A 22,223-nucleotide genomic window follows, 5' to 3' on the forward strand; every position below is an offset into this window, starting at 1 on the left:
GTTTATTGGTGGAGCCAAGGAGAGTCGAACTCCTGACCTCCTGCGTGCAAGGCAGGCGCTCTACCAACTGAGCTATGGCCCCAAAATGGTGGGTCTAATAAGACTTGAACTTATGACCCCCGCGTTATCAACACGGTGCTCTAACCAACTGAGCTATAGACCCGTTTTAAACATCTTACCAAAGAACAACTTGTTGTGAATTCTTGCCAATCAGATAACTTCGTTAAGGAGGTGATCCAGCCGCAGGTTCCCCTACGGCTACCTTGTTACGACTTCACCCCAGTCATCGACCCCACCGTGGTGATCGCCCTCTTGCGTTAGGCTAACCACTTCTGGTGAGATCAACTCCCATGGTGTGACGGGCGGTGTGTACAAGGCCCGGGAACGTATTCACCGCAGCATTCTGATCTGCGATTACTAGCGATTCCGACTTCATGGAGTCGAGTTGCAGACTCCAATCCGGACTACGATAGGCTTTTTGAGATTGGCATCACATCGCTGTGTAGCAACCCTTTGTACCTACCATTGTAGCACGTGTGTAGCCCTGGTCGTAAGGGCCATGATGACTTGACGTCGTCCCCGCCTTCCTCCAGTTTGTCACTGGCAGTATCCTTAGAGTTCCCGACCGAGTCGCTGGTAACTAAGGAAAAGGGTTGCGCTCGTTGCGGGACTTAACCCAACATCTCACGACACGAGCTGACGACAGCCATGCAGCACCTGTATGTGAATTCCCAAAGGCACTCTCGCATCTCTGCAAGATTCTCACTATGTCAAGACCAGGTAAGGTTCTTCGCGTTGCATCGAATTAAACCACATGCTCCACCGCTTGTGCGGGCCCCCGTCAATTCATTTGAGTTTTAACCTTGCGGCCGTACTCCCCAGGCGGTCTACTTATTGCGTTAACTGCGTCACTAAGTCTTTAAAAGACCCAACGACTGGTAGACATCGTTTACGGCGTGGACTACCAGGGTATCTAATCCTGTTTGCTACCCACGCTTTCGCACCTCAGTGTCAGTATGATGCCAGGGAGCTGCCTTCGCCATCGGTATTCCTCCAGATCTCTACGCATTTCACCGCTACACCTGGAATTCTACTCCCCTCTCACCTACTCTAGTCATCCAGTATCAGATGCAGTTCCCAGGTTAAGCCCGGGGCTTTCACATCTGACTTAAATGACCACCTACGCGCGCTTTACGCCCAGTAATTCCGATTAACGCTTGCACCCTCTGTATTACCGCGGCTGCTGGCACAGAGTTAGCCGGTGCTTATTCTGTGGGTAACGTCAGGGCTTATGGGTATTAACCATAAGCTTTTCCTCCCCACTTAAAGTGCTTTACAACCAAAAGGCCTTCTTCACACACGCGGCATGGCTGGATCAGGCTTTCGCCCATTGTCCAATATTCCCCACTGCTGCCTCCCGTAGGAGTCTGGGCCGTGTCTCAGTCCCAGTGTGGCTGATCATCCTCTCAGACCAGCTACAGATCGTCGCCTTGGTAGGCCTTTACCCCACCAACTAGCTAATCCGACTTAGGCTCATCTAATAGCGAGAGCTTGCGCCCCCTTTCACCCGTAGGTCGTATGCGGTATTAGCTTGAGTTTCCCCAAGTTATCCCCCACTACTAGGCAGATTCCTAAGCATTACTCACCCGTCCGCCACTAAGTATCAGAAGCAAGCTTCCTAACTTCGTTCGACTTGCATGTGTTAAGCCTGCCGCCAGCGTTCAATCTGAGCCATGATCAAACTCTTCAGTTTAATCTTTTATTTGCCAATGAAAAAGACAAGCTTTTTTATTGGACTTTAATTTTGGCTCATTCATCGTGTACATTATGTACTTACTAGCAATAATTGATATTTTTAAAATATCTGCTCATCGTGTAAATGAATTAACTTTGAGTATTTTTGCCTTACTTAAGATAAGTAATTAAGATAAGTAATAAGTATCAATGAATGATAATTTATTTAAGTATCTTGTATTGACAAAAATCCACACAAGTTGTTCTTTAGTTTGGATTTTAAATAGTTTTGAACACTGTCGTCCAGTTGCTCAATGAGTGGCGTATTATACGCCAAAATTTTATTAAGTCAAGCACTTTTTTTCAAAAATTTAAAATTTATTTTTTTAAGTTTTTGGTGCTTCAGTAAACGGTATACTAAATACTAAGTGATTGATTTAGCAATGTTTTTTACTGTGCTGTACTGCTTAAGTGGTGCGTATTATAGGCATGATATTATGACTTGTAAAGCAGTTTTTTAGGATTGATGGTAGAAAGTTGGTAAGTGATTGATTTTGTTGGGGGTTTTTATTTATTATATCCCAACTGCCATTTATAAAAATCAGCCAAATAAGTCCAAACCTAGACTATTTGGCTGAACATAAGCGTCATTAACTAAGCCGTTTTCAATGGCTGTCATTTTTTATTGCGCCTATCAAGGCATCGATATCCGCTTTTGTGGTATCAAAACTGCACATCAGTCGCACCGAGTCGTCATGCCAATCATAAAAATTACTTTGAGTTCTGGCTTTGGCGATATGATCTTGTTTCATTTTGATAAATACACCGTTAGACTCTACAGGATAAACCAAGGAGACACCATCAAGCTTTAATAGCTCATCTGACAAATACTTTGCCATCTGGTTGCTATGATTGGCAAGCGATCTGTAGAGCTCATCTTGAAATAAAGCAATCAGCTGTGCTGAGATAAAGCGCATCTTTGAGGCGGTTTGCATGCTCATTTTGCGCAAAAATTTCATTTCATTTGACATCACGCCTTTGACATCAATAAGGCATTCACCAAACATCAAGCCATTTTTGGTGCCACCAAATGCCACCATATCCACGCCAGTTTTAGTGATCATCTCATAAAAGCTGACATCCAAATAACTGGCGGCATTTGCCAAGCGCGCGCCATCCACAAACAGCTTCATGCCACGCGCATGCACAAACTCTGCAAGCGCCGCCAACTCATCAACAGTATAGCATGTGCCGCATTCAGTCACTTGGCTGATATACAGCACCAAAGGCTGAGCACGATGTTCATTACCAAAACCTTGAGCGTAAGGCGCGATCATCTCAGGCGTCAATTTGCCATCATCGCTTCGTACTGTCCAAAGTTTGTAGCCGCCCACAGCTTGCGGTGCGTTGCTTTCATCTTGGTTGATGTGCGCAGTCTCTGCACAAATGACCGACCCATAGCGCGGCATAAGACTTTGTAGCCCCAAGACATTGGCACCAGTACCATTAAATACAGGATATCCTACCGCCTGCTCACCAAATTCACGGCGGATCAAATCATCAAGGCGCGCTGTGATACTATCTGCCCCATAAGCCATCTCGTGCCCTTGGTTGGCATCGATCAGCGCCTGCATGATGGTTGGGTGTACGCCAGCATAATTATCAGAAGCAAAATGTTTCATATTTAATACCCATCGATAAAGATGGCATTATATCATTCAAGCAGGAGTAGACCAAAAAATTTCAATAACTTAAGATAAAATTGAAAGCAATCGAAATAAAATTTTTTTTAATTTTATAGGGTGATAAAGCGATCTTACCTTGTAATTACAGTATTATACAACCCAATGTACTCATCTTTTTTATCAATCCCTGCATATTCAAGACTGGCATCTTCATAGCGTTTAAACTTATACACCGCATCATTCATCACCGCTTCGTCAAACACATTCAATGACACAAGCAAAGAAAAGTCCGCCTGCGTAAGCCCTGTTACTCGGGTAAACAGCTCAGGTTCAAGCACCGTAATCACATCTTTTAAACTGTGTTCTCGATAATCTGATAAATACATAAAAATCGGAATGCGTGTGGCAAATTTAATCAGTTTATCTTGAATTTGTTTTCGCCGGGATTTTTGTTCCTTTTCTTCATCGCTTAATATTTTTTTATCCTCTTTTGATAGTTCGCCGTCATTGTCTTTGGCTTTTTCTTTTAAGCCTTTAATTTTTTCCGAGCGATTAATGACCACTTCAATATCATCATTTAGGCTTCTAAACTCTTCAATTTTCCTCAAAGCGTCCATGGCTTCTTGATTGCTCATCAGATTTTTTAAGGTGAGGTCATCAACATTCACCAATAACGCACTTTGCCAGCGTCTTGCCAACAGCGTGGCGGTCGTGCTGCTCATCGCCATGTCCAACAATAATTTGGCATCTACCTGTTGCATGGCACTGCCGTCATAGGCAAGCACCGGCAAAAAGGCAATGAATTCGGCGACTTTACTCTCTGGATTGCCCTCTTTTGGGTTTAGTTGATGGGCATAATCAGCGATTTGGCGTAAGGCACGATTGGGGGCAAAGTCAAAAATATAACATTGATTTTTAATCACAGTTATCCCATCATCGCCTTGCACTGTCCAAGGCGTTTGCACCCGAAATCCTGCCTGAAAATAAGTCTCAGGGCTGGCACAATTTCTGAGTATAAAAACCCCCGTCCATGCAGGCACGCTAACGCCCGTCATCAGCTTACCGCAAGATAGGGTGATGGTTTTTGTACTCAAAGGATTATTGCCAATGGCATCATTGACAGGGGCTAACGCCTTATCGCCCATGCCTGCCTGATTGCCTGCCGCCACAATGATTGTGTAGTCATGATAAAATTTATTATTGGGGGCTTTTAATAAATTTGCCATGGTATAACAACTGGCAACACTTGGCAAAAACCAAAGTGTGTGCAATAAACTGTTTAATAAATTATCATCACTAAATGGCATGGGCGGTTTGGCATTGCCTTGTTTTAAATTGCTGACAATCATGTCATCAAGACTATCACGAATTAAATCCAGCCATTTTTGCACATAGCTTTGGTGTTTAAACTTAGCCGTATCGCCGCTGCCGTCTGCTTTAAAAAATTCACCCAAATCAAATTCATTAAATTCACCCCCTGTGGCAATCGTGCGAATATGCTCGGGTAATTGATAAGTCAAGAGCATCATTTGGGGCAATGACAAATACGGATTATCGCCCCATTGTTGTTTGTGTGGGCTATTGTCCCAATTTAATTTTTCTTTTTGTTCATCGCCATAAGTCCAATTAAAAATCTGCTCTTCAATGAATTCACCTGATGCAATCGCCCGAAATGGCGTGCCTGACAAATACAAATAATGGTCAGCGGTGATTGGCAATTCATTTTCATCAAAATTTTCTATCTGTATTTCCATGTCTTGATAGTCATTTTGCGTTTCTATCAAGTCATCATCTTTGGCAAAAAGCGATTTGGCACTATCACGCCACGCCCCAAAATGATATTCATCAAATACCACACAATCCCAATTCATTGCGTGAATGTCTTGGTTTTTAGCTTTGATATTGCCAAATTTATCTCTGCCCAAAACATCTTGAAAAGAGGCAAAATACACCATTGGTCTATTTTTATCATAATTTTCTAATGTTAATTCACCATCACGGCTAATAAATTGCCAACCATCAAAATCACTGTGCGTGGTCAAATCTTCTTGCCAAGCATTTTTTACCGCAGGTTTAAAGGTTAAAATCAGCACTCTTTGCCAATTCATTTTTTTGGCGAGCTGATAAGTGGCAAAAGTTTTACCAAATCGCATTTTGGCATTCCATAAAAAATGCGGTGTGCGATGATTGTTTTTATCTTGTTTAATCGTATTAAAATAACGAGCGGTTTTATTAACAGCGTCTAATTGCTCTGGACGCATGGCAAAATCTTTTGTTTTTTGGCGTTCAAAAGTTTTGGCTTGTTTGATGTTTAAAATGGCATTTTTGACCGTATCAAGGTCGCATTCAAACCATTCGCCTGCGATGCGTTTTATGCCCATTTGTTCTAGCATTTTATGCACGGCAAAATCTTTAAAATAACTGCCGTCATTTTTTATCGCCGATGTCTCAAATTCCACTTGCCAGCTCTGGCTTGGTGTCACGGTTGGATAATGCTGTTTCATTCGCTCACCCACAGTCTCTTGGGTGGTGTAGCCGATTTTTAATTGATTAGGAAAACGGCTGTCTGAATAAACATAAATCTTTGGGGTGTGGATTGGGTTAAAGGTTGGGTTGGTCATTTGTTTACTCCTATGGGTTAATGATGATTGACATTGGGCAGTTACTCATCACCATCTCCCAAATCCAACTGTGATTGTGCGGTCTTTTTACCACGAGACTTTTTAGGCTTCACATCATCACTATCCATTGGGCGTATCATGCTTTCAATAAAGCTAATCTCATCTTTGGATAAGCTATATTTGGCATAAAGTTGTTCATCTGTCCATGGGCGGCTAAAATCTTGCATTGGAACTAACGCATAAGTTGATTTTGTGGTATTCTGAGTGTTTTTAACCAATGTAATCATAAAATGAAAAAATTTAGTGTTGATATAACTAATGACATTACTACAAATTTCTTCATTTTTAAAAGTTCCAATAACTAAATATGTTTCAGTACAAGCACTATTTAACCCTGCAAAAATTGGTTTAATTAAGTCCGTTTGGCTCTCACCAGTTCCAAATGCTTTTGGTACTAAAATTTTATTTCTTAAAATAAGTTGCTTATTATGTGTAATGTCTTCAAGTTTGATATATGAAATATTATTTAAACTATACAATTTAACATTATCGGTTCTATTTTTATATGGTTCATGATGACCTGTGAAGCGACTTGCCAGACGAAATGGGTTTCTTGAACTAACTAATTCACTAAATGAATTTTCAGAGAAATCTTTTACTTTTCTTAAAATTGAAATGGCTTGATTGTAACGAATAAAAACATCAATCCCTTTTTCTTTTAATGGTCTTTTTAATTGAGAAACACAATGACCGTCATCATAAGTAAAAACCTCACAATCACCATCATGTCTTTTTTCCCATAAAAAATAATTCACACCGCCTTTGATTTCTTGATTTGGAAAGCAGTCTTTTGAATTAGGGAAGTCATGAATTTCTTTGATGCGTCTGTCATTTAACATGCTGTCCCTAAACGCATCAAGCCCTTTGCCACCAGTAAACCAACGGCTTGGGGTAATCATAATTAAAAATTGGGGATTGAGTTTTTTGGCTTGTTCAATAAATTTATGATATAAGGGAATTGCACTACTACCAATACCACCACCGTCATTTAACTGATACGGCGGATTGCCAATAATCACATCAAATTTCATTGTTTCTAACTCTTTGTATTGATTGGATTTATTGGTATGGATAAACGCATAGGCGTGGTTTTCTAGTCCATTACGCTTACCGAATACCGCTTCGCTTGCACCGCACTGTGTGCATTTGCCATCTTGAAAGTCATGCTCTACCTGCCCAAAAATGATATTCCCCATATCATCATCAAAGCCTGTACAGATAGACAGCTGTGAATTGGCTTCTTTGGCACAATACACGCTACGCCTTGATAACAGGGCGGTTAACCCAGTAATGGCAATGCCAAAAACTTGATTTTTTAAAATGTGGTTAATGCGAGTTTGTTTGTCAGCGATGTGATTGGTCAATCCTTTATCCAAGCGTTTGACAATTTCACGCAAAAATACCCCTGATTTACACACAGGGTCTAAGAATGTCGCCTTTGGATTTGACCAAATCTCAGACGGCAATAAATCCAGCATTTGATTGGCAAGTTTTGGCGATGTGAAAACCTCATCATTAGACAGACTGGATAAACAGTCCAATACATCGGGGTTATAGCCCAATTCAAATAGCGATAATTGACCTTGTTGAATGGCATCTAGGTCTTTTGTGATGTTGCTGTCTATTTGAAAGTTGACACTGTCCATGTTATTGCTCGCTTAATTTTAGATAATGAATGGGCGGATAATCTTGAATGTGTTTGGGAATAAATCCTTGATTATCGGTCAATTGGTTGTTGGTTTTTTCTACTAAGTTTTCATAGACATAATCACGCCTTTGGATAAGCGTTTCGCTGATGAGCTTCCATTCGCTAAATATGATGGGGCGATGATTGAAATCTGTGAGTGTTAACGCATTGCCACCCACGATATTTTTTGATAATAAAAACTTTGCCGTGTCAATAACAGCAGGGTCTGTTTGTTTAAAATGGCTTTGGTAATGGTCTAGGAATAAATCCAGCAATCGGCGACGGCACTCATCACAATTATCCGCCAAAAGCTCAATGCCATAAATTGATGATATGGCACAAATGGCGTGTTTTTCATAATGAATTTGGGCATATTTGGGGGATTTTTGGCTTTTGTTGATTTGGGAGAGTCTTAGGGCGGTCGTAAGTTTTCGCCTTAAAATTTCTGCCAAAAAATTACCTGTGCCACAGGCAGGCTCTAAAAAAGTGCTGGTGATTTGCTCGGTTTGGATTTTGACCAAATCAAGCATGGCACGGACTTCTCGTTCATGGGTAATAAAGACCTCGCCATGATCGGCGACACGCTTTTTGGATTTGGTTTGAGATTGAGTGTTGGCGGTATCGGTCATTGTGTACCGCCTGCTAGGAAGCTTAAGAATTTTTGGACAACAAAAAGCCCGCCCAAGAGACTGGGCAGACTTAAAATGGATAGGTTTTTATGAGAAAATTGAGACGAAATTAGCCAACGCCACGCTTGACGCTTGACGCTTGACGCTTGACGCTTGACGCTTGACGCTTGACGCTAAAAATTATAAGGACAGATTTAAAAATTGTAAACATTTTTAATGCATATCTATCAAATATTTAATATGAAATAATTTTAAAAAATTTAGCACCAAAAGAGAAATTTAGCAAGTTTTTTTGATTAATGTTGCAAATTAACTAATATTACTTGATGGTAAAACAGTGTTGTAACACATAAACCGATTGGTTAAACAATCAACTACTTGAATAATCAAATGGATAAATGGATAGTAAAATAAATAATAAACCAGAGCTTGCAAACTACAATAAGTTGTTGTTGCCCTGTATATTTATATCAATAACTTTTTGATTATTTTAAGGGGGTTTGATACAATTACAAGATTATTTTTTACGGTAGCGGATATATGTTTGAAAGTAGCAAACATCACTACCAACGCCAATTTTAGGAGTTTTTTATGGTTGCAATCACATTACCAGATGGTAACGTTCGCCAATTCGAGGGCGAAACAACAGTCATGCAAATCGCTCAAGACATCGGTCCTGGACTTGCCAAAGCGACCATCGCAGGTCGCGTTAATGGTCAATTGATCGATGCCAGCGACCCCATCACTACCGATGCAACCGTCCAAATCATCACCGCCAAAGATCCTGAAGGTATTGAAATCATTCGCCATTCATGTGCACATCTTTTGGGTCATGCTGTCAAACAGCTGTATCCTGAGGTTAAGATGGTTATCGGACCTGTCATTGAAGATGGCTTTTATTATGACATATATAGCCCACGCCCATTCACACCTGAGGATATGCAAGCCATCGAAGCGCGCATGAAAAAACTCATCGACCAAGATTATGATGTCATCAAAAAAATGACGCCGCGAGATGAGGTCATCAAGGTGTTTGAGTCACGCGGTGAGGACTATAAACTGCGCTTGATTGAGGATATGCCTGACGCAAAAGCAATGGGGCTTTATTATCATCAAGAATACATCGATATGTGCCGTGGTCCGCATGTGCCTAACACGCGTTTTTTAAAGGCGTTTCAGCTGACCAAGATGAGCGGCGCTTATTGGCGCGGTGATGCTAAAAATGAGCAGCTTCAGCGCATCTACGGCACCGCTTGGGCAGACAAAAAAGATCTAAAAGCCTACATTGCGCGCATCGAAGAAGCTGAAAAACGCGATCACCGCAAAATCGGTAAGGCGCTCAATCTATTTCATATGCAAGAACAAGCGCCTGGCATGGTGTTTTGGCATCCAAATGGGTGGACAATTTGGCAAGTTCTTGAACAATATATGCGCAAAGTCCAACAAGACAATGGCTATCTAGAAATCAAAACGCCGCAAATTGTTGATAGAAGCTTGTGGGAAAAATCAGGGCATTGGGAAAATTATGCCGAAAACATGTTCACAACCAGCTCTGAAAGCCGTGATTACGCCATCAAGCCGATGAACTGCCCGTGTCATGTGCAAGTATTTAATCAAGGTCTGAAATCTTATCGTGATCTGCCTATTCGCTTGGCAGAATTTGGTTCTTGTCATCGTAATGAGCCATCAGGCTCGCTACATGGCATCATGCGCGTGCGCCAACTCACTCAAGATGATGCTCATATTTTTTGCACTAACGAACAAATCAAACAAGAAGCACAAGATTTTATCGCGCTGACTTTAAAAGTGTATCAAGACTTTGGTTTTGATCATATTTTGATGAAATTATCAACACGCCCTGAAAAGCGTGTGGGTGATGATGCCTTGTGGGATTTGGCAGAAAAAGATCTGGCAGATGCTTTGGATAATGCTGGATTATCTTGGGAGCTACAAGAAGGCGAAGGCGCATTTTACGGTCCTAAAATTGAATTCACCCTAAAAGATAGCCTAGGTCGTCAGTGGCAATGTGGCACATTGCAGCTAGACTTTAACTTGCCGGAGCGATTGGGCGCTGAATTTATCAATGAGCAAGGCGACCGAGAGCGCCCTGTGATGCTTCATCGTGCGATTTTGGGCAGTTTTGAGCGTTTTATTGGCATCTTGATCGAAAACTATGCTGGCTTTTTCCCGCCTTGGCTTGCCCCTACCCAAGCGGTTGTCATGAATATCACCGACAAACAAGCTGACGCCTGTCAAGCGGTAGTCGCCAAGCTTAAAGACGCTGGCCTGCGCGCCATCAGTGATCTGCGCAACGAGAAAATTGGCTTTAAAATTCGTGAGCGCACCCTTGAACGCATTCCGTTTATGCTGGTAATGGGTGATAAAGAAGTGGAAAATGGCACTGTCAATGTGCGCACTCGCGAAGGCAACAATCTTGGCTCTATGCCTGTTGATGAGTTCATCACTTTAATCAACGATGCCATCGCACAAAAAGGTCGCTATGTGGCAAAACTTAATGACAAATGAACCTTAACCAAGATTGAACAGTGAAGACCAACAAAGCTTAACTGTTCAATCTCATATCCCGTCATTAAACATTTGATTTGATATTAGCTTGATGCGAAATATTCTTCAAAATTTTAAGGATATGCATGTGAAAAAAAATTGCTTTTGCGACTATTGTCGCTCTGGCTTTCAGTATGCCAGCTTATGCAGAAACCTGTTTGGTTGCAGACCCAACGGGCACGCCTCTTAAATATCGTTCTGTGCCCTATGGTAAAGTTTTAGGTTCACTACCGAATGGTACGCCAATATACATTAATGATTGGAGAATTGATAAAAATGGCAAGCCATGGGTGAGAGCCTTTAGACATTATAATAATAGATATCTTGGATGGGTTTATTATAACTATTTAAGTTGCTAATGATTGCTCAATATCTTATAATCAAATATATTTATCCATATTGAACCAGGTAATATTCTTTATTGCATCAATTCAATAAGAATAAATAAAAATATTTGACAGCAATTTATCAAATATTTAATAATAAGCACTTAAATGTCAAAAATCTGGCAATTTAAAGCTTACAATAAGTTATCAACATAAAATTAATTAAATTGGAGCAAGACCATTAAACCGTCAAACCGTTTAAATATTAATGAAGAAATCCGCGCAAAAGAAGTTCGCTTGGTCAAAGAAGACGGCGAGCAAATGGGCGTGGTAGATATCCAAACAGCCCTAAAAGCTGCTGCCGATGAAAATTTGGATCTGGTAGAAATTGTTGCCGATGCCAAGCCCCCTGTCTGTAAAATTATGGACTATAAGCGCTATTTGTACGAACAAAAACAAAAAGCCAAAGAAGCCAAAAAGAACCAAAAACAAACTCAAGTTCGTGAAATCAAACTGCGCCCTGGTACTGAAGAAGCAGATTATCAGGTCAAATTGCGCAAGATTGTTGAGTTTTTGGAAGATAAAGACAAGGTAAAAGTCAGTATTCGCTTCCGTGGTCGCGAAATGGCACACCAAGAAATCGGAAAAGCGCAACTTGAGCGCATTATCACTGACACTGCTGAGATTGCCAGCGTTGAGCAAGCTCCCAAAGTCGAGGGTCGACAAATGGGTATGCTGCTTGGTCCAGGCAAGAAAAAGTAAGCTTAGTATCACATAGAAAAATTGATGCTCAAACGATCGGGATGCTGATGTATTCCGATCGTTATTATCTGTAATCAGCCATGCAGGCTTTAGTCTTTTGCATTATTGAGCACCAGACGCATGATAAGGGCATCACAGATAGTCTCACCGCTGGTATAATAGTTTTTGCGCACCCCAAATGGCTCAAGGCCTACTTGATGATAGAGCTTAATGGCAGCGGTGTTATCAGCGCGCACTTCTAATAATAGCTGCTGACAATGAGCCTGTCTGACTTGATAAATCAGCTCATCAAGCAGCTGCCTGGCGATGCCCTGCCGACGAAAATTGGGGTGCGTGCCAATGCGATGCAGCTCACTGTCTTCAAAGATGATTTGATAGATACAATATCCTTTAATGACCGCCGAGCCAAGATCTGCATTAGGCTCACCTTCTATGTTTATCAATAACCCTGCGCCAAATTGGCTCAACACTTCTTGGATCGCCGTCGCACTCCATGGATCATCTGGCATGACAGATCGCTCAAGCTCTGCGATTTTTTGACAAATAAGCTCAAAATCCCTGTCGCAGATTGCTGATTTTTTTTTGACCATAAGACTCACGCCTATTCTCCAATTCACAGACAGCACACATAAATTCAGGCTTTATGATACAATAAACCAACTTTATACAAAAGCAAATCAGGTAAGTAACTATGACCAGCAAAACAAAAAAAACCAAATGGAATGACCCCAAAGCTGAAATCGAAGCATCAAAGTATCAAAACCCCATCCCCTCTCGCCTGCTGATCTTGCAGACGGTAGCGGATATCACCAATCAAGGCAATCCTGCCACCCAAGAGTCGCTTGCCATGCACTTTGGATTTTTGGATGACGAAGATCGATTTTTTGCTCTCACCAATCGTCTCAAAGCCATGCTGCGCGATGGGCAGCTTGAGCGTATCGATGGCATTCATTTTAGCGTCGCGCCGCTGCCAACCCTATTAACAGGCAAAGTGTCTTGCAATCCCAAAGGTTTCGGCTTCGTGGTGCTTGATGATATGCCAGATTTATTCTTACATGAAAAGCAGATGCGCCTTGTGTTTGATGGCGATACTGTTGAAGCGGTCGCAACGGAATACCGCGGAAAGGCTGAGGCTCGCATTACTCAAGTGCTTGAGCGTAGTCAGCTTGAGTTTATCGGTAAATTAAGCTCGGATGATGAAGGTTATTTTGTGCAATTATCAGGTGCTAACGCGCATCAGCCCATCACCGTCACCACCGAGAATGTCGAAGAGATGAATGCAGGCGTTGGCGATGATGTCAAAGTATCTTTGATTGATCTGCCTACCTATCAGGAGTTTGCCACAGGTAAAATTACCGAACTTTTGACCAGTCTGAATGACCGCGAACTGATCATTGAGACGACGCTGTATAATTATGCCATTCCACATGAGTTTAGCCCTGCCGCCTTAAAGCAAGCCGCAAGTTTTGATGAACCCACCCAAAAAGACTTTGATCATCGCGTGGATCTGCGCCATCTGCCATTGGTAACCATTGATGGTGAAGACTCTCGCGATTTTGATGACGCTGTCTATGCCGAAAAACGCGCCGGCGGTAACTATCGTGTCATTGTCGCCATTGCTGATGTCAGCCACTATGTCACTCCTGGGTCGCCATTGGATCAAGATGCCTATGAGCGCGGTACTTCGGTATATTTTCCGCACTGCGTGATTCCGATGCTGCCCGAAGCGCTATCAAATGGGCTTTGTTCACTCAATCCCAAGGTAGACCGCTTATGCATGGTAGCGGATATTAAGCTGTCACGCGCAGGCAAGGTGACTGGCTATGAATTCTATCCTGCCGCCATGCACTCACAAGCTCGATTGACTTATAATCAAGTTAATGCGTATTTTAATGACCCAACCAATGAAACCCTGCCAGATGAGCTGGTGCGCAATGGTGCGGTGCTCAAATCCATTGACACGCTGCACCAGCTTTATGGCGTGCTTGATGCGCGCCGTGAAGATCGCGGGGCGATGGCATTTGAGACGGCGGAGACTTATATTAAATTTGGCAAAGATGGCGACATCATCGACATCGTGGCACGCACCCGAGGCGATGCACATAAGCTCATCGAGGAGATGATGCTACTTGCCAATACTTGCGCCGCTAATCTGGCACTCAAGCATGAATTACCCGTTTTGTATCGCAATCATGATAAGCCTAATGATGAAAAATCAGCACGGCTACATGAATATGTTAAAAGCTTTGGGCTAAGCTTCCCTAGTGAAGCACCAACGCACGAAGACTATCAGCGCATCATCAAAGCAACCGCCGATCGTCCTGATGCCATCAGTATCCACAGTATGCTACTGCGCTCGATGATGCAAGCAAATTATAGTCCTGATAATATTGGGCATTTTGGCTTAGCGTATGATGAATACAGCCATTTCACCAGTCCAATCCGCCGTTATCCAGACTTGATGCTGCACCGCGCCATCAAAGACAAAGTCACAAATCAAAAACCTGAAGCGACGATTTATAAAACCTTAGACGACGCTGGCGAACAAACCAGCATGACCGAACGCCGTGCCGAAGAAGCATCTCGCGATGTCGAAACTTGGCTAAAATGCCACTACATGCAGCGCCACATCGGCGATGAATTTGGCGCAACGGTGACGACGGTAACTAATTTTGGCTTATTTGTCACGCTAAATGACTTGTTTATCGAAGGCTTAATCCACATCTCGCAGCTGGGCAATGAGTACTTTGCTTATGATGAGCGCGAACAAAAGCTTATCGGTGAACGAGGCTCAAGATTTGGGCTGGGTGATGGGCTGATCATTCAGGTTGCAGGCGTTAATATGGATTTGCTACAAATTGATTTTCGCTTGGTTGAGCACCTAAATCGCATTGATAAAAATGGCGACAATCAAACGGTGCCCCCTAAGCCTACCAATGACAAATCAGACAAAAATAGCAAGCCCAAAAAGTCTCGCCAAAAGTCAAAGTAACTTTATAAGAATTATTCAAAGCTTGTGTGCTGAGCATTTGCGCTAGAGTCTGTTGAACATTCATATCTTAAGCCATTGATAAGCAAAGGCTAGAGCCACATTATTTTCAAAGTTTCTTTTTAGCTTATCAAAGCGTGTGGCAATCGCTCGATAATCTTTAATTTTGCAAAAAGCGTTTTCGACTAAATGCCGAAACTTATATAAATACCAGTCCATATGGTCATTGGATTGCTTACTATTTGATTTTCATGGAATGTTTGCATACGTTTTTTTTCAACATACGCACGAAAATCCTGTGAATCATAGCCTTTATCAGCACTTAGCATGACAACATTGCTTAAATCAACTTTATCTACCAAGTCTTTTGCCATTTTGTGTTTCTAAAAATATTTGGGTGGGTCTCGCCATGGTAAGCCTACTCGCATTCGATACAATACACCTTCTACAGTCTTTCGTAAGTTGGGTTTGTCATACAATCCAATTTCAAGTAGAATGGGTTTAAGTCTTTTCCATTGCTTATCATTTAGCATGAGTCTGGGCTTAGTCATAGCGAGTAGTTCTCTTTTTGGTTCAGAGCTTAAAGTGTACTATCTCGCTATTTTTTTGGCAAAATTTTCTTTCTCAATGTTCAACATGCCCTAACCTCGATAAAATCCCAATGCCGAATCACTAAAACTTGCTCATCAACATGACATAATACCGCCTTGATATTATGAGATAAGATTTTGACAAAACGCCTGCGAACTGAGTCGCTTTTCATGATAATTTCAGGAAATAATTTGACGATAAATTTCATACAATACCTAACTTTTGCCATAACAATAAAAAATGAACTCAATTTGCATGTCAGCCATACAAATTGAGTTCATAAGGTATCACACAAAAGCAATTAACACCAATTGTTTAAGCTTACTCATCAATCAAACAACTACCACTTATAAGTCATTGAAAATAATAAAGAACGCCCTTTGGCAAAATTGGTCAATACCGAGCGAGTAGTACCGCCGTATTTTGCATCAGGCTTACACAACTGCCCCGCCTCACAAGGTGCGCTTTCGTCTGCATCATTATAATATGAATGATAATAACGCTGAGTGGCGGCATCATTGTTGGCATCTAAGGGGTCAATATACAGTTTATCAAACGCATTTTGCACATCAAGACGCATCACCAAATCTTTTATCGGCTCATAAGCAACATAAAAATCATGCACCAAAGGTTGTCTTTTTAGCATCTCAATTTGTTTGATGACATGGGCGCCTTTATCATCTGAGTGCGATTTATTACCGCCATGCGTGCCATCAATGTATCTGGGTTCAATGGTCGCTCGTGGGCTTTGTCCATAATAACGCACCGCACTGCCCATGGTGAGTTTGTTGTCAAATGCACGCACACCAAACTCAAAACGACCATAATCTTTGGGCAACATTGACACTTTGCTTAGCCCATAGCCTTGGGTTAATTGGTCTTCTTTTGAGCTATTTAGTGGGGACTCGCTGGCATCACTATAATTGGTTGGCTGGTCGGTCTTTTGTCTGGCATAAGACAAATTGGTAAAATAACGCCCAGCATCATAGTTTATTTCAAGCTCTAAGCCCTGTTTATGCACAGGCATTTGCCAGTTGCGATGTTGTATGGTATTGCCTTTTAATGCACCACTGGTCACCCAACTGGGTGGATTTTTTGTGTCATACCATTTGCCATAAACATTATGAATGTAATTGTTGATACGGCTTTCATAACCCAATACTTTTAGCCCCAAAGTATCGTTGTCTGTCAATAGATTGCGCTTAAAAACATTAAAACCCAACTGATATGTATTGGCTTGTTCTGGTTTTAATGCGGTATTGACACCAACATCACCAATTTGAGAAAAGAACATTTCTTGAATGTTGGGCATTCTGTGCGTGCGTGCAAAGCTGACAAAAGGCATAAAACCTGTGTCATATTTGGCACTTAAAGTAACAGAATGGTTGACGGCGTGTTTTTTACCAGAAGTGGTTACCAAAGGCTCATACACATCACAACTTGGTGAGCAGTGCTGTTTATAAATTTGCGAATCTTCACCAAACTTATCTTTAAACTCTTTTTCGCTGCTATAATAACTGGCATGCTCACCACTAAAACGATACTGACTGGCATTAACGCTATAATCTAACTGATATTTGTCTTTTTGTAATGATGTGTCCAAATAAATAGAATGAAAACGCTGTTTGCCTGAGGGCTGTACAATCACCGATTTTTTTGGCAGTGTGCTGCTTGTCCCCTGAAAACGACCACCACAGGCATCATAACCGCCGCCACATAATAAATCATTGGTATAAAATAGCCCAAGCTCATCTGGGAAGCGATTTTTTGAATATTCATTATGCAATATGTTAAGCCCAACGGTCGTGGTCAAATCCATTTGCTTTGGCAGATTAAAGGCGTGAGTGTTGTTCAGGTCAAAAAGATTGGCAGTGTTTTTGGTTTCAAAATCTTTATCCAATTTCCAGCCTGTAAAAGTTGAACCTTTGGGGTATTTTTGTACGCCCACATTATGAGCTGCCAACACTTTTAAATCAATGATCTCATTTGGATTGTAAGCAACATCAAGCTGATAATTATCATTGCTGATATGGCGACTGCCTATCGTGGTGTCCATTTTACGCAGTTGTAGACCAACATCGCTGGTATCATTATTATAGTTAATTTTTGCCAAATGGCTTTTTGAGGTTTGGTTTAAGGCGGTGATATCAATGGGGGTAATGCTGTACTCTTTTGCACCATGCTCTTGCCATTGTTTCTGCTTGTCAGCAACATAGGCATCAAATTTTTCTTTTGTATCAATACAGCCCAGCCCATAGCACTGACCGCGAAGTCGATGTTTTCTATCCCATACAGGCTTGCCTGTATATTCATCTATTTGGGTCAAATCTTTTTGCCAAGACTGGCTGGCTTCATCGTAAGTGAGTACATGCTCTTTGGCAAAAACTTGTTTTTGTTTACTAAGTAGCAAATCATCGCCAACATTGCCAATGTGCATCCCGCCACCGCCAACTTTATAATTTTGGCTAATGTCTTTATGGCTATAAGCATATAAAGCACTGATACTGCCATTATCAAGCCATTGACGAACACCAGCTGCCAGCATAAAGTTTTTATCCGTCGCATTTTTACCGGTCAGACCTTTGGCAATGACGCCAAAATTCTTGTCATCTTTAATCACATCATCAGCATTTAGCGTACGAAAATTGGCCGAACCTGTTAAGGTATTTAGACCACCTTTGCCATTAAAACTGCCCTTGTTTAATTCAACGCCTGCAATGAAATTTTGGTCAATCACCGCACCAAACTGTGAGGTACCACCCCCACGCCCAGCATCGGTTGAGGTGCTGTAAAAGGTTTGGGTTACACCATCAACCATGCTGTTGGCACGCCCAAATCCGCTATCGCCACGCACATTCAATGATACCAGCCCAGAGGATTTATCCTGCTGAGTGAACGCCCCTGGCATACTACGCACAATGGCATCAACATTCTCACTGGCATTAAATACATTTTCTCGCACGCTGGTGGCCGATGCTTTGGTAAAGGGTTTTTGGGATTTTTTGGTGCCGTTGGTCGCTGTTACAACAACCTCATCTAAAACAACAGAAAAATCCGTTGTCTTTGGTGTGGTCTTAGGGGTGTCCTCTGCCATGGCGGTTTGGGTGATGTGTAGCAAACACAAGGACAGCATACTCAGTTTTAGCGCCTTTTTGGTGTGATTTTTATGCTTGGTTTGTCTCATCAAATGAAAAATTTGGTTCATGGTATTACCTCATCATCGCTTTTGCTGACTGTGTTAATCATTTTAACAATGGCAAACGCCATCACATTGTGCCTGCTTTTATCACCAATCATCACAAAAGCGGGCAGAATTTGTTAAAAAGTTTGTCAAAATGTAAAAAACAATAATATAAATCATTATCGTTTAATTTTCAAGCATAATAATCAAGCACAATAATCAATCACTCATTGAATAAAATCTTGTTTCATCATTTCATTATTTTATATAATATTTGGTTAAAAAATCATGAATTATTACTAATTATTCAATGATACGCACACCTGTTTTATGTTGCAATTCTTCAAAATCAACACCATCTGCCAACTCAATTAATTTTAAACCGTTATTCGTTGTACCAATACAATATTCCCAGACACCCCATAAGAGGTTATGCTATCCCAAACTAGGAGTAATCTCTCATGACAAAAACGAGAGCTTGAACGACTTTTTCAAGAAAATGCCCAGCTAAGACTTGGGTGTGATAGTTTAAAAAGGCATCTGCTTTATTGACACAAGACAGCTTGTTATCCCGCTAATAGAGCAATTGATGGTGCAAAACAGCATCAGTCAAGCAAAGCTGTGTCAGTTATTTGGCATTTGCCGAAGTACTTTTATGCCAAGCAAAGAATCAGATTACCAACACGTAAAGACATTGAGCTACGCTTATGGGTAAAACAAGCCTTTGATTGCTCTAAAGAGTCAGTAGGATCGAGAAGTATTGCTGCTATGGTCAGCCGTGCTCATCAGATTAAACTAGCACGTTATAAAGCGCATCAATTAATGAGAGCACAAGGACTCATCAGTCGCCAAAGCATCAAGCATCGCTATCGCTTAGCTGATCAAGCACATTCAGTATATGACAACTTGCTAAAACGGCAGTTTGCACCAGCTACGCCCAATCAAGTATGGGTATCGGATGTGGCATATATTCACACCAAAGCAGGATTTTGTTATTTGGCAGTGGTGATGGATTGATATGCCAGACACATCATTGGCTTTGCTGTGAGTGATCGTCCAAACAGTGAGCTGTCCACCAAAGTATTAACCATGGCTTATACCATACGCTTTAAACCAACTGGTGTGTTATTTTATTCAGATCAAGCCTCTCTTACACCAGTCGCACCTTTGCTGATGCTGTTGCCAGATGTCATATAACACAGTATGAGTACAAAAGGCAACTGCTGGGATAATGCACCAACAGAACGATTGTTTCGAAGTTTTAAAACCGAATGGATGCCAAAACATGACTATGAGAATATCCAAGAAGCAAAAGTAGATGTGGCAAATTATATCCTTGGCTATTACAGTCATATCAGACCCCACAGCTTTAATAACTACCTAAGCCCTGTCGAAAAAGAACGACAGTTTTTTAACAAAACTCTCTTAGGGGTTGTTTGAAAATAGTTGAGCGGTACAGACAGCCTGTTGCAGTGCTTAAACAGTCGGCTGTGTGGTTGCACAGCCGATGGTAAATAGTGCTAGAGCGAGTGTTAAGAGTTGTTTCATCGGCTAATTCCTTTTATCTAATCATTCCATATGACATTTGTAGCATACACCATCAAAAATTTTCGGAGAAGTCTTGTCGCACCACCTTATAAAAAGCCATCATCTCAAGTCCAAAAAATGCCCTGAAATCATATTCAGGGCATTTTAGGTCATTACTTATGCATCCAAGAGTGTCTGTGCCGCCGCCAAATCTAGCGTCCCTTCGTAAATTGCACGACCTGTGATCGCACCCAGCAGATACTCGCCATACGGCTTGAGCGCCGCAATATCATCAAGATTGGTCACGCCGCCGGAGGCAATGACCGGCAGACCACTAAAGCTGGCCAGCTCAACTGTCTGCTCGATATTCACACCTTGCATCATGCCATCTTTGGCGATATCGGTATAAACGATACTTGACACGCCAGCGTCAGCGAAACGCTTGGCAAGCTCGGTCGCCTTAACATCAGTGACATTGGCCCAGCCATGCGTTGCCACCATGCCATCTTTGGCATCAATACCGACGATGATATGCCCTGCAAATTCGCGGCACGCCTCTTCCACAAATTCAGGTGCTTCGACCGCTTTGGTGCCGATGATGATATAGGTTAGCCCTGCTGCCAAATAATGCTCAATGGTGCTAAGGCTACGCACGCCGCCGCCCAGCTGAATGGGTAACTGCGGATGTGCTTTGGCAATGGCGGTCACCACCTCTTTATGCACAGGCACACCATCAAACGCACCATTTAAATCCACCAAATGCAGACGGCGCACGCCTTGAGCAACCCATTGGCTTGCCATCGCGATAGGATCATCGCCAAACACGGTATCATCTTCCATGCGACCTTGCTTTAGGCGAACGCATTTACCATCTTTTAGATCAATGGCTGGTATAATGAGCATAGACATGGTTTTCCTTATCAATTACCAATCAAATGTTCATTGTAACCAATTATCCCTCTTCAAGCAATCCGCTTGGGCACTTTTCCAACACTAAGCATTAATAGTTAATGTGCTCTTTGTGTTCAAAACCAACCATGTGATAATCGGTACAGATAAGCATGGCAAGCACAGCCTTATAGTAGTTTTGCGTTTTGATCAGCATAGTTTCGGCAATCTGACTAATATACACGCCACTTTTGTATCAACATCCTAGCAATACCCTTGTCTCAAAACAGGCATCCCCTCATCCAATCTAGAATAGACATACTTAGGCGATAAATCATAGCCCAACTTAAAACTCACAAGTTTACCTTGATAGCATACGAACTAGCACAAATTGCCATATCAACGATACATCATCACCACTCATACAAGATGGCTTCATCGCTTGACTGATGGAAACTTAGGTAATGTTTAGGATTTAAACATTAACAGTGACACGGCATTGGATCATTTAACACCGATTTTAAGTAGCTCTGTTAATTAATGAATTAATGGGCAAATACAAATCAAAACGATAATAATACAAGGGTTTTAAATCCTGAAAACCACCGCTCCATTGCTGTCATAGCATTATTTTTTTACTGATTTTTTGGATTGAGCAATTCCATTGTGGTTTTTGTTGTAGCCTTTGGCGTGATCTTTGAAGAAAAATGGCACTAAGATCAGTAGCAGAACCGATACCACTCCGACAATCATCACAGTAACAGCTCCTTTTTAAGCTCTTCGGATGTGATTAGGGTGTCTTAACCCCATAAATCCGCTAAAAAATAAGCGCCCACGGACAAAATAATCAGTACAACGATGGTTCCTATAATGTATTTCATTTTCTTAGCTTTACAAGGTGAAGTAAAATTTACAAACTGCATATTCCACTCCAAATGATCACCCGTTCCACTCTTCACGTGACCACTTATTCCACTC

General features: G+C 41.7%; 14 protein-coding genes, 2 tRNA genes, 1 rRNA gene and 3 pseudogenes. 6 read left to right on the forward strand and 14 right to left on the reverse strand.

All coding sequences use genetic code 11. The features are described from left to right. Positions 1-6: 6 nt before the first annotated feature. The 7 genes from AO382_RS09645 to AO382_RS09675 form a co-directional block, all read right to left on the reverse strand. Positions 7-82 (reverse strand) — tRNA-Ala (locus tag AO382_RS09645). 4 nt (positions 83-86) lie between these two features. Beyond that, positions 87-163, reverse strand: a tRNA-Ile gene (locus AO382_RS09650). A 61-nt stretch (positions 164-224) separates the two neighbouring features. Beyond that, positions 225-1,753 (reverse strand): 16S ribosomal RNA (locus tag AO382_RS09655). A gap of 646 nt (positions 1,754-2,399) precedes the next feature. Further along, positions 2,400-3,416: a threonine aldolase family protein gene (locus AO382_RS09660; protein WP_064620654.1), complete on the reverse strand. Its 1,017-nt coding sequence runs from the start codon at positions 3,414-3,416 to the stop codon at positions 2,400-2,402. 134 nt (positions 3,417-3,550) lie between these two features. Further along, on the reverse strand, positions 3,551-6,040 hold the full coding sequence (locus AO382_RS09665; protein WP_064620657.1) for a DEAD/DEAH box helicase: 2,490 nt from the start codon (positions 6,038-6,040) through the stop codon (positions 3,551-3,553). A 41-nt stretch (positions 6,041-6,081) separates the two neighbouring features. Then, complete coding sequence (locus tag AO382_RS09670; RefSeq protein ID WP_258865242.1) at positions 6,082-7,497, reverse strand: Eco57I restriction-modification methylase domain-containing protein; 1,416 nt, start codon at positions 7,495-7,497, stop codon at positions 6,082-6,084. Between the two features lie 250 nt (positions 7,498-7,747). Next, positions 7,748-8,416 carry a hypothetical protein gene (locus tag AO382_RS09675; protein WP_064620663.1) on the reverse strand — a complete coding sequence of 223 codons (669 nt, stop codon included), beginning with the start codon at positions 8,414-8,416 and terminating at the stop codon, positions 7,748-7,750. Between the two features lie 591 nt (positions 8,417-9,007). On the opposite strand from AO382_RS09675, the gene thrS reads away from it, so the two are divergent. Both thrS and infC read left to right on the forward strand, forming a co-directional pair. Then, the gene (gene thrS, locus AO382_RS09680) at positions 9,008-10,942 is read left to right on the forward strand and encodes a threonine--tRNA ligase (protein ID WP_064620666.1); all 1,935 of its coding nucleotides are present in this window, start codon (positions 9,008-9,010) and stop codon (positions 10,940-10,942) included. A gap of 629 nt (positions 10,943-11,571) precedes the next feature. Next, positions 11,572-12,069 carry a translation initiation factor IF-3 gene (infC, locus tag AO382_RS09685; RefSeq protein ID WP_181878889.1) on the forward strand — a complete coding sequence of 166 codons (498 nt, stop codon included), beginning with the start codon at positions 11,572-11,574 and terminating at the stop codon, positions 12,067-12,069. Positions 12,070-12,158: 89 nt separating this feature from the next. On the opposite strand, the gene rimI is transcribed toward infC, so the two are convergent. Further along, positions 12,159-12,659 carry a ribosomal protein S18-alanine N-acetyltransferase gene (rimI, locus tag AO382_RS09690; RefSeq protein ID WP_227513678.1) on the reverse strand — a complete coding sequence of 167 codons (501 nt, stop codon included), beginning with the start codon at positions 12,657-12,659 and terminating at the stop codon, positions 12,159-12,161. A 101-nt stretch (positions 12,660-12,760) separates the two neighbouring features. Between rimI and rnr the strand changes: the two genes are divergently transcribed. After that, a complete protein-coding gene (rnr, locus tag AO382_RS09695) occupies positions 12,761-15,061 on the forward strand; it encodes a ribonuclease R (RefSeq protein WP_064620672.1) in 2,301 nt (766 codons plus the stop codon). A 60-nt stretch (positions 15,062-15,121) separates the two neighbouring features. On the opposite strand, the pseudogene AO382_RS11505 reads toward rnr, so the two are convergent. The 5 genes and pseudogenes from AO382_RS11505 to AO382_RS11155 all read right to left on the reverse strand — a co-directional run. Next, positions 15,122-15,591, reverse strand: a pseudogene (locus AO382_RS11505) (transposase). Between the two features lie 98 nt (positions 15,592-15,689). Continuing rightward, on the reverse strand, positions 15,690-15,857 hold the full coding sequence (locus tag AO382_RS10740) for a hypothetical protein (protein WP_196759119.1): 168 nt from the start codon (positions 15,855-15,857) through the stop codon (positions 15,690-15,692). Between the two features lie 2,114 nt (positions 15,858-17,971). Beyond that, positions 17,972-18,214, reverse strand: coding sequence for an OpgC domain-containing protein (gene opgC, locus AO382_RS11510; protein ID WP_115346512.1), 243 nt, complete (start codon positions 18,212-18,214; stop codon positions 17,972-17,974). A gap of 112 nt (positions 18,215-18,326) precedes the next feature. After that, positions 18,327-18,854: pseudogene (locus AO382_RS11515) on the reverse strand (TonB-dependent receptor plug domain-containing protein); the annotation flags it as partial. Between the two features lie 279 nt (positions 18,855-19,133). Further along, a pseudogene (locus AO382_RS11155) lies at positions 19,134-19,223 on the reverse strand (3-oxoacid CoA-transferase); the annotation flags it as partial. Positions 19,224-19,451: 228 nt separating this feature from the next. On the opposite strand from AO382_RS11155, the gene AO382_RS10550 reads away from it, so the two are divergent. From AO382_RS10550 to AO382_RS10555, 3 genes are read left to right on the forward strand one after another with little or no spacing between them, the layout of a single operon-like run. Then, positions 19,452-19,847, forward strand: coding sequence for an IS3 family transposase (locus AO382_RS10550; RefSeq protein ID WP_162270582.1), 396 nt, complete (start codon positions 19,452-19,454; stop codon positions 19,845-19,847). A 27-nt stretch (positions 19,848-19,874) separates the two neighbouring features. Next, positions 19,875-20,027 carry a hypothetical protein gene (locus tag AO382_RS10755; protein ID WP_154806268.1) on the forward strand — a complete coding sequence of 51 codons (153 nt, stop codon included), beginning with the start codon at positions 19,875-19,877 and terminating at the stop codon, positions 20,025-20,027. A gap of 6 nt (positions 20,028-20,033) precedes the next feature. Continuing rightward, positions 20,034-20,270 carry an integrase core domain-containing protein gene (locus AO382_RS10555; protein ID WP_081261407.1) on the forward strand — a complete coding sequence of 79 codons (237 nt, stop codon included), beginning with the start codon at positions 20,034-20,036 and terminating at the stop codon, positions 20,268-20,270. A 264-nt stretch (positions 20,271-20,534) separates the two neighbouring features. Here AO382_RS10555 and hisA read toward each other — a convergent pair whose 3' ends face one another. Then, a complete protein-coding gene (gene hisA, locus AO382_RS09715; RefSeq protein ID WP_064620682.1) occupies positions 20,535-21,260 on the reverse strand; it encodes a 1-(5-phosphoribosyl)-5-[(5-phosphoribosylamino)methylideneamino]imidazole-4-carboxamide isomerase in 726 nt (241 codons plus the stop codon). Between the last annotated feature and the right edge of the window lie 963 nt (positions 21,261-22,223).

This window comes from Moraxella catarrhalis (assembly GCF_001656295.1).
Classification (GTDB): Bacteria; Pseudomonadota; Gammaproteobacteria; order Pseudomonadales; family Moraxellaceae; genus Moraxella; species Moraxella veridica.